This is a genomic window from Burkholderia sp. E168m23, from assembly GCF_016586125.1.
Lineage (GTDB): Bacteria > Pseudomonadota > Gammaproteobacteria > Burkholderiales > Burkholderiaceae > Burkholderia > Burkholderia orbicola.
On sequence record NZ_BCPP01000231.1, the window covers coordinates 1 to 7,977 of the forward strand.

At 67.4% G+C, this 7,977-nt stretch carries 8 protein-coding genes; 5 read left to right on the top strand and 3 right to left on the bottom strand.

Annotation, left to right across the window (positions count from 1 at the left end):
- The coding region (locus JMF90_RS14180; protein ID WP_201325179.1) for a hypothetical protein at positions 1-582 on the top strand (582 nt) is incomplete at its 5' end.
- Between the two features lie 29 nt (positions 583-611).
- Here JMF90_RS14180 and JMF90_RS14185 read toward each other — a convergent pair.
- Both JMF90_RS14185 and JMF90_RS14190 read right to left on the bottom strand, forming a co-directional pair.
- Entirely contained in the window at positions 612-1,133 is a 522-nt protein-coding gene (locus tag JMF90_RS14185; RefSeq protein WP_011547556.1) for a GNAT family N-acetyltransferase, read from the bottom strand.
- Positions 1,134-1,152: 19 nt separating this feature from the next.
- Positions 1,153-2,400 (bottom strand): multidrug effflux MFS transporter, encoded by a 1,248-nt coding sequence (locus JMF90_RS14190; RefSeq protein ID WP_006478871.1) that lies wholly within the window; start codon positions 2,398-2,400, stop codon positions 1,153-1,155.
- A gap of 297 nt (positions 2,401-2,697) precedes the next feature.
- Between JMF90_RS14190 and JMF90_RS14195 the strand changes: the two genes are divergently transcribed.
- A complete protein-coding gene (locus JMF90_RS14195) occupies positions 2,698-3,240 on the top strand; it encodes a hypothetical protein (protein ID WP_011547555.1) in 543 nt (180 codons plus the stop codon).
- Between the two features lie 101 nt (positions 3,241-3,341).
- Here the strand turns inward: JMF90_RS14195 and JMF90_RS14200 are convergent, their stop codons facing one another.
- A complete protein-coding gene (locus JMF90_RS14200) occupies positions 3,342-4,238 on the bottom strand; it encodes a glutamate/aspartate ABC transporter substrate-binding protein (RefSeq protein WP_011547554.1) in 897 nt (298 codons plus the stop codon).
- Positions 4,239-4,240: 2 nt separating this feature from the next.
- On the opposite strand from JMF90_RS14200, the gene JMF90_RS14205 reads away from it, so the two are divergent.
- The 3 genes from JMF90_RS14205 to JMF90_RS14215 all read left to right on the top strand — a co-directional run.
- Positions 4,241-4,663, top strand: a complete 423-nt coding sequence (locus JMF90_RS14205; protein ID WP_166488160.1) for a hypothetical protein — start codon at positions 4,241-4,243, stop codon at positions 4,661-4,663.
- Complete coding sequence (locus JMF90_RS14210; RefSeq protein ID WP_011547553.1) at positions 4,660-6,318, top strand: S8 family peptidase; 1,659 nt, start codon at positions 4,660-4,662, stop codon at positions 6,316-6,318. Before JMF90_RS14205 ends, JMF90_RS14210 begins: the two co-directional genes overlap by 4 nt.
- A 715-nt stretch (positions 6,319-7,033) precedes the next feature.
- Positions 7,034-7,977 (top strand): cation-transporting P-type ATPase (locus JMF90_RS14215; protein WP_268905951.1); only part of this gene is annotated, 944 nt, incomplete at its 3' end.

The following is a 7,977-nucleotide window of genomic DNA, read 5'->3' on the forward strand; positions in this document are numbered from 1 at the left end:
GTGTGCTTCAACGACAACACGCAAACCGTCTCGCTATCGGGCACGGCCGCGACGGGCGACGCGCTCGCGAGCGCGCAGGTGGTGGTCAATTGCGCGGTTGGCTCGGCAACGACGCTGACGGACGGTGGCGGCAACTACCGTGTCACGCTCAACGCGGCGCTGCCGTGCGTCATCACCGTGGCGTCGGGCGGCGCGAGCCTGCATTCGCTCGCCTATGCGGGCGGCACCTTCAACACGACGCCCGAGACCGAGCTGATGCTCGTCTATCTCGCGGCGCAACTCGGGACGAACACGGCCGGGCTGATCGGCAATTTCCAGGGCAGCCTGCGCCATCAGCGGGCCATGAACAGCCCGGACACCGTGCAGGCCGCGCAATCGGCCGTGGTCACGAACCTGCAGCAGCGCTATGCGGTCACGCTCGCCGCGCCGGCATTCCTGACCACCTCGTTCGTGGTCGGGCAACCGGGCGTCGACGGCGATCTCGTTGCGCTGGCCAAGGCTGGGGCGATCGATTCGAACGGACTGCCGGACCCGGTTGCCGTGTCGCTGTTGCAGCAGGCAGGCGCCGCGCATCCGCTGTAAGCGCCGCGAGACGGGACGGGAAACGACCGTCAGGCGCCGCCTTCGCGCGCGTCGTCGGCCAGCAGCGCCCAGCGCTCGTGGTCGCGCCATTCGCCGCCGATGCGCAGATAGCGCGGCGAGAATCCCTCTTGCCTGAAACCGAGCCGCCGAACCAGCGCGATCGACGCATGATTGCCGGGTTGGATATTCGCTTCGAGCCGGTGCAGCCCGAGTTCGCCGAACGCGACGTCGATCGCCGCCCGCAACGCGTCCGTCATCAGCCCCTTGCGGCTGAACTCCGCCATTCCGTAGTACGCAAGATAAGCGCTCTGAAACACCCCGCCGACGATCTCGTTGAGATTCACCACGCCGACCACCGCGCCCGATGCCCGCTCGCGCGCGATGAATCCCACGTTCGGGCCCGTCAGGCAGCGGGCGAACCATTGATCGAAGCCGGCCTGGTCGATGAACGAATCGACCCACGGCAGATGATGGCTCCGGCTCGCGCGGTTGGCGTCGATCAGGTCGGCGGCGTCGGAGCGGGCGACGCGCTTCAGCAGAATCCGGTTCATGAGTCGGTCGGCAGGCGGCTTACGCCGCCTCCCCGCTCCCGCACACCACCGGCGCCGCCTGCTGCCGCGACAGATACCGCAGCAGCTTCGTCACCATCCACACGACGATGAACGACAACGCGACGAAGAACACCGCCAGCGGCGTCAGCACGTGAATCGACACGAAGCCGGCGAGGCCCATCATGGCGGACGACACGAGCAGCAGCGCACAGCCGAGGATCGCGCTCGTCAGGCCGGCGATATGCGGAAACAGCGAATTGCCCTTGGCCATCAGCGTCGGGTACATCGCGCCCGCGCAGAAACCCATCACGAGCACCGGCGTCGCGAGCGTCCACACGCGCAGGCCGACGGTCAGCGCCAGCACCAGCATCGCGACCGACGCGCCCGCCATCACGCGCGCGCCGATCCGCAGCCGTTGCTCGGCGCTCGGCAGCCCGCGGCCGTGAATCCGGTTCGACAGGCCGCCGAGGAAATACATGAGGCCGATGCCGAGCGCGAGATAACCGAAGAAGGTCGGCGGCTTGTGCAGCGTGGTCTGCACCATGAACGGTCCGACGATGTTGAACACCAGCAGGATGCTGTAGCACAGCCCCTGTGCGAGAAAGCAGCTCTGGAACACCGGGCTGGCCAGCACCTTGCCCGCGTTCGCCATCAGCGTGCGCGGCTCGAGATGCACCGGCTTCGGCAAGGTTTCGCGGTAGCGCCACAGCAGCGCCCACATCGCCAGCGAGTAGACCAGCAGGAACACCAGGCACGCGCGCCAGCCGAACCATTCCTGCAGGTGCGCACCGATCACCGGCGCGATGATCGGCGCCAGCCCCCACGCGATCGACATGTACGTGAACGCGTGCATCAACGCCTGGCCGGAGAACGAATCGGTGATGATCGCCTTCGCCAGCAGGTTGGTGGTCGCGATTCCGAAGCCCTGCAGGCAGCGCGCCAGCACGAACGTCTCGAGGTTCGGTGCGCCGAGCGACAGCAGGCAGCCGATCGTGTAGATCACGAGCCCGAACGCGAGCACGCGCTTGCGGCCATATGCGTCGGCGATCGGCCCGAAGATCAGCTGGCCCAGTGCGTAGGCCGCCATGTAGCCGGACACGCTCGACTGGATCGCCTGCGGCGTGGTCGCGAACGAACGTGCCATGTCGGGCAGCGCGGGCACGTAGATGTCGATCGCGAGCTGGCCGGCGGATGCGAACAGGCAGATCAGGAACAGCAGGAAGCGCGGCGAATTCGACTCGCGCGCGGGAGTGAGCGTGGCGTTCATGACGACTGGGGAAGGAGGTCCGGCAGCAGTGCCGCACCGTCAATGTTCGGATGTCGAACATGCGTGCGGTGGTGGCGAATTCCGTATTGTGCCTGTTGTTGCACCGGGCGACAGGATGCCCCTGGCACGGGCGAGGTTGAATGCCGATGGCGGCCCGTTCCGACATGCGCCGATCGGGCCCGCCGGCGGCGGTTTTAATGCTGATTTAAGCCAACGGCCGCATCGTCTCGGATGGCTCACTCCGTGAGCCACACGTCATTGTTGATTCGATCAGTCTCGTTTGATGGAGATACGAAGATGCGATTCCGTTCGTATATGGCGGCGGGCGCGCTGATGCTGGCGCCCGTGTTCGCCCTGGCCGGGCAGGCCGGCGCGCCGGCCGTCGCCCAACCGATGTTCGTCAATGTCGACGGGCAGGCCGTGCCCGTGAAAGCCGAAACGCGCGTCGTCCAGACGGCCGTCGGCCCGATGAAGGTCAGCACGTGGAGCTGGCACAGCCCGCAAGGCGGCGCGAGCTTCGAGATGCAGACGTCGTCGGGCGGCCTGCCGCCCGCGGCAGCGTTACGGCAAATGCAGGTTGCACAGTACCGGATGCAGGCGGCGCAGGCCCAGATGGTCGCGATGCAGCAGCAGATGATGGCGCTCCAGCACATCGCGCTCGCCAACGCATTCGCGATGCCGATGCCGCAGCCCGTCGGATTCGCGATGGCGCCGTGGGCCATGCCGGAACCGGTCGTCGTGATCGTGCCGGTGCAACCTTCGGCGCGTTCGATGGCGCCCGCTCCCGCCCCGGCGGCGCCGGCACGGCCGGCCGCGCGCGGGCCTGAAATCAAGGCCTGACGCGCACGCTCGACGCACGAGCGAGCGGGGCCGCAAAGCGAAACCGCCGGCATGTGCCGGCGGTTTTTCATGGGTGGCACGATATCGCCACGACGCGGTGCTCAGTACTGCGCCTGATCCGTCGGATTCTTGAACAGCTGCTTCATCTCCGCCGACAGCGGATAGTTGAGGCTCACGCCCTTCGGTGGAATCGGCCGCATGAACCACTGGTCGTACAGCTTCTCGGCCGCACCCGAGGTCTGCATCTTCGCGATCACGCCGTCGACGACGCGCTTGAACGCCGGATCGTCCCTGCGCATCATGCACGCATAGTTTTCGTGAACGAGCGGCGTGCCCGCGACCGTGTACGCACCCGGATTGCGGTCCTTCGCGATCTCGCCGTACAGCAGCGGCTCGTCCATCACGAACGCCACCGCGCGCCCGGTCGTGACGTTCATGAACGCTTCGGCGTGATCCTTCGCGCTGATGATCGTCATGTTCATCGCCTTCTCTTCGTTGAGCTTGCGCAGCAGGCGCTCGTCCGACGTGCCGGCCGTCGTCGCGACCGTCTTGCCGGCCAGGTCCGCGAAGTCCTTCACGCCCGAATCCTTGCGCGTGCTGAAACGGATGCCGTAGAGAAAAATGCTGTTCGAGAACGCGGCCTGCCTTTGCCGTTCGAGCGTATTCGTCGTCGAGCCGCATTCGAAGTCGATCGTCCCGTTCTGCAACAGCGGAATGCGGTTCTGCGACGTGATCGGGATTTCCTTCACCGCGAGGTTCGGCAGGTTCAGCTCCGTCTTCAACTGGTCGATGACGCGCGACGCGATGTCCCGCGAGTAGCCGATGTTCTTCTGCTGGTTGTCCGAATACGAGAAAGGCACCGACGACTCGCGAATGCCCAGCGACACGACACCCGTGTCCTTGATCTTCTTCAGCGTACCGGTAAGGGCCTGCGCGTGCGCGGCGCCGGCCAGCGCACAGGCCAGCGCGACGGCGAGACAACGGAAACGGCGATCCATGCATGTCTCCTGACGAAACGTTGATCGAATCGCGATCCTACGCCCGACAATATTCGCGTCACATCAGGGCAAGCGTAAGCAACCTTCCGCCCGAGCTCGATCCTGAAAGATGTTTTCCGTGCCGCGCAAACCGGGCCGCGCCACGCGGTTCGCCCGACCGCGCCGCGCACGGCCTCGGCCGTGCCATCTGTGCCGGTCGTTCCAAACGCGCGTTCATGCTGCGACGCACCAACGGAATCGTTTGCGGCACCCCCTGTTTTTCTCGCGAAACGCACTCAAGAAGCCGCCGCGCACGCCGTTACCCAGTGCATGGCGCGTCGCAGCAACCCGCTGCAACCGTCAGACAAAAACACAAGGTCCGGCTCAGCCGGATCGGCGCCACCGCCGGCACGACGGTTATCTACGAGGATCAAGTTTCAACATGAGAGCCAAACGTTTCAATTTCGCGCTGGCGCGCCCCGCACATGCGCGCATGCTCGCCGGCATGCTGTCCGCCGCCGCCCTCCTGCCCCTCGCCGGTTGCGGCGGAGGCGGCGGCGACGGCAGCAACCCGTCTTCGTCCAACGCATCGCCCGCACCGACACCCGCTCCGACGCCGGCTCCCACGCCCGCGCCGACCACCCCGCCCGCGTCGTCCGGCGGCAATGCGTGCACGTCGCAGCAGGCCGCCGTGCAGATGGCCGCGCAGACCGCGCCGGCCGAGCCGCCGGTCGATCACCTCATCGTCAAGCTGAAAACGCTGGCGGCCACGCGCGCGATGGCGGCCATCGACAGCGGCTCGCGACTCGACGCGGTGATCCAGCGCGCGATGACGCGCTGGACGGCGCCGGTGACCGGCAGCGCACGCGCGTACGCGAGCACGGTCGCGCAAACGCCGGTGAACGTGCAGGTCGAGCGCACGATCTCGAACGGCGCGGCCGTGCTGTCGCTCGGCCAGCGCATGGACGCCACCGATGCCGCCGCGCTCGCGCAGGCGTTCGCGGCTGACAGCGATGTCGACTACGCGGAACCGGATCACCCGATGCAGATCCGCGACACGCCGAGCGACCCGCTCTACAACCAGCAGTGGTACCTGTCCGACCCGGCCGCCGGCATCGACCTGCCGCCCGCATGGAACGTGACCAAGGGGTCGCCGACCGTCGTCACGGCCGTGCTCGACACCGGCTACCGGCCACACGGCGACCTCGTCGGCAATCTGATCCAGCAAGGCTACAGCTTCATCAGCAACGTCAACACCAGCAACAACGGCCTGACGCGCGGCCCGGACGCCACCGATCCGGGCGACTGGGTCACGCAGCAGGAACTCGACAACGCCAACGGCCCGTACTATCACTGCGCCAGCCAGCCGAGCAACAGCAGCTGGCACGGCACGCGCGTGATGGGCGTGATCGGCGCGACCGCCAACAACGGCACCGGCGTCGCCGGCGTCTCGTGGCTCAGCCGGATCCTGCCGGTGCGCGTGCTCGGCAAGTGCGGCGGCGTGACGAGCGACATCGCCGACGGCATGCGCTGGGCAGCCGGCATTCCCGTCAACGGCGTGCCGAACAATCCGAACCCCGCGAAGATCATCAACCTGAGCCTCGGCGGGGTCGGCGCATGCAGCACGACGTTCCAGCAGGCGATCGACGACGTGACCGCGAAAGGCGTGACCGTGGTCGTCGCGGCCGGCAACGACGGCCTGTCGACCGGGCTCGACCAGCCCGCGAACTGCCGCGGCGTGATCACCGTCGGCGCGACCGACGCGACGGGCCGCCGCGCATCGTTCAGCAATTTCGGCGCCGATGTCGCGCTGAGCGCACCGGGCGTCAACGTCCTGTCGACGTCGAACACCGGCACGACGACGCCGGGCTCGGACACCTATGGCCCCGCGAACGGCACCAGCCTCGCAGCGCCGCAGGTGACGGGCGTCGCCGCGCTGATGCTGTCGGTGAACGGCAACCTCACACCCGCGCAGATCCTGCAGAAGCTGCAAGGCGGCACGCGCGCGGCGAAGCTGGCCGCCGGCACGTCGTGCACCGCGCTGCCGGCAGGCTCGGGCATCCTCGATGCGGGGGCCGCCGTCGCGACCGCGAACCAGTAACCGGCACCTCGTTCGACGCGGCCGCGCGCCTGCCGACATCGCAGGCGCGCGGCTGTTTCATGACGGGCTATCGAGTGCGACTGCACACGCGCGCCGACTCGATCACGCATCTCGAAATAACGCCTGACAAAAGGGTTGACGCTTCGCACAGCGAGCCATTACCATCGCCCCCGTCTAGTTACATGGAGTGTTCTGTGAACACCGATGCGAGTTGTAGTTGGTGCCTGGCCAACTTGACTGCTGCCTGAGGAAAACGCGCAGAGCCTCGTCTTCTGCCGCATCCCGGGAAGCAGGATGCGGCGCCCTTCCGGCCTGACCACGGGCCAGATCTCCCGCCGAATTTTCGATGTTGTCGAATGCACGCGACGCGCCGTCGCGCGTGTGCGTTCGTGTTGCGCGCGGCGCCAGCCGCGTGCGCTCTCCGTTCGCGTGCCGTCCGGCCGCGCGCCTCGTTGCGCGCGCCGTTGCCGATCGCCCGCGCCGATTCTCCGCAACCGACAGGAGTGCAGATGAACTCAGACGACAGTAGTCGATTACCGCTCGCCGGTGCGACGCTGCGCATCGACACGCCGTGCGCATCCTGCGCGCCGGCGAGCGTTCCCGCCTTTACCGATCCACAGCCGATCGCGCCTGACGCGACGCGGCGGGGAGCGTTCGTGCGTCGATGACGTCACGGCCGCTCCCCGCCCGCCGCCTCGTGCGCAAGGAGCGACTCATGACGACACGACACAACACCTCGCACAAGAAACAGCGCGGCTTCATCAAGGCCGGCGCCGGCCAGCAGAACGACCCGCGCATCATGCGCGCCGCACAGGAAGCGGCCCGCCCGCTCGAAGACACGCTGAAGTCGCTGCACACCAGCACGCGCGGCCTCACCTACGACCAGGCCGCCGGCCGCCTGCAGCACGACGGCCCGAACGAAATCGCGCACGACAAGCCGCCGCACTGGACCCGCCAGTTGCTGCTGTCGTTCCACAACCCGTTCGTCTACGTGCTGCTGGTGCTGGCCGCCATCAGCTTCTTCACCGACGTCTACTTCGCGGCGCCCGACGATCGCGACTACGTCGGCATGACGATCCTGCTGACGATGGTCACGATCAGCGCGCTGCTGCGCTTCGTGCAGGAATTCCGGTCGCTGCGCGCGGCCGAGAAGCTCAAGGCGATGGTCCGCACGACCGCGACCGTGCAGCGCGCCATGACCGACACGTCGGAACCGACGCGCCGCGAGGTGCCGATGCGCGAAGTCGTGACCGGCGACATCGTGCATCTTTCCGCCGGCGACATGATCCCCGCCGACGTGCGGCTGCTCGCGTCGCGCGACCTGTTCATCAGCCAGGCCGTGCTGACCGGCGAGGCGCTGCCCGTCGAGAAGTACGACACGCTCGGCGCGGTGGCCGGCAAATCCGCGGGCACGCACGCGGCCGGCGCGGCCAACGGCGCACCGGCATCGCTGCTCGATCTCGAGAACGTCTGCTTCATGGGCACCAACGTCGTCAGCGGCACGGCGACGGCCGTCGTCGTCGCGACCGGCGAAGACACGTACTTCGGCTCGCTCGCGCGCAACGTCGTGAGCCACAAGCGTATCGAGACGAGCTTCGACCGCGGTGTCGCGAGCGTCAGCTGGCTGCTGATCAAGTTCATGTTCGTGATGGTGCCGAT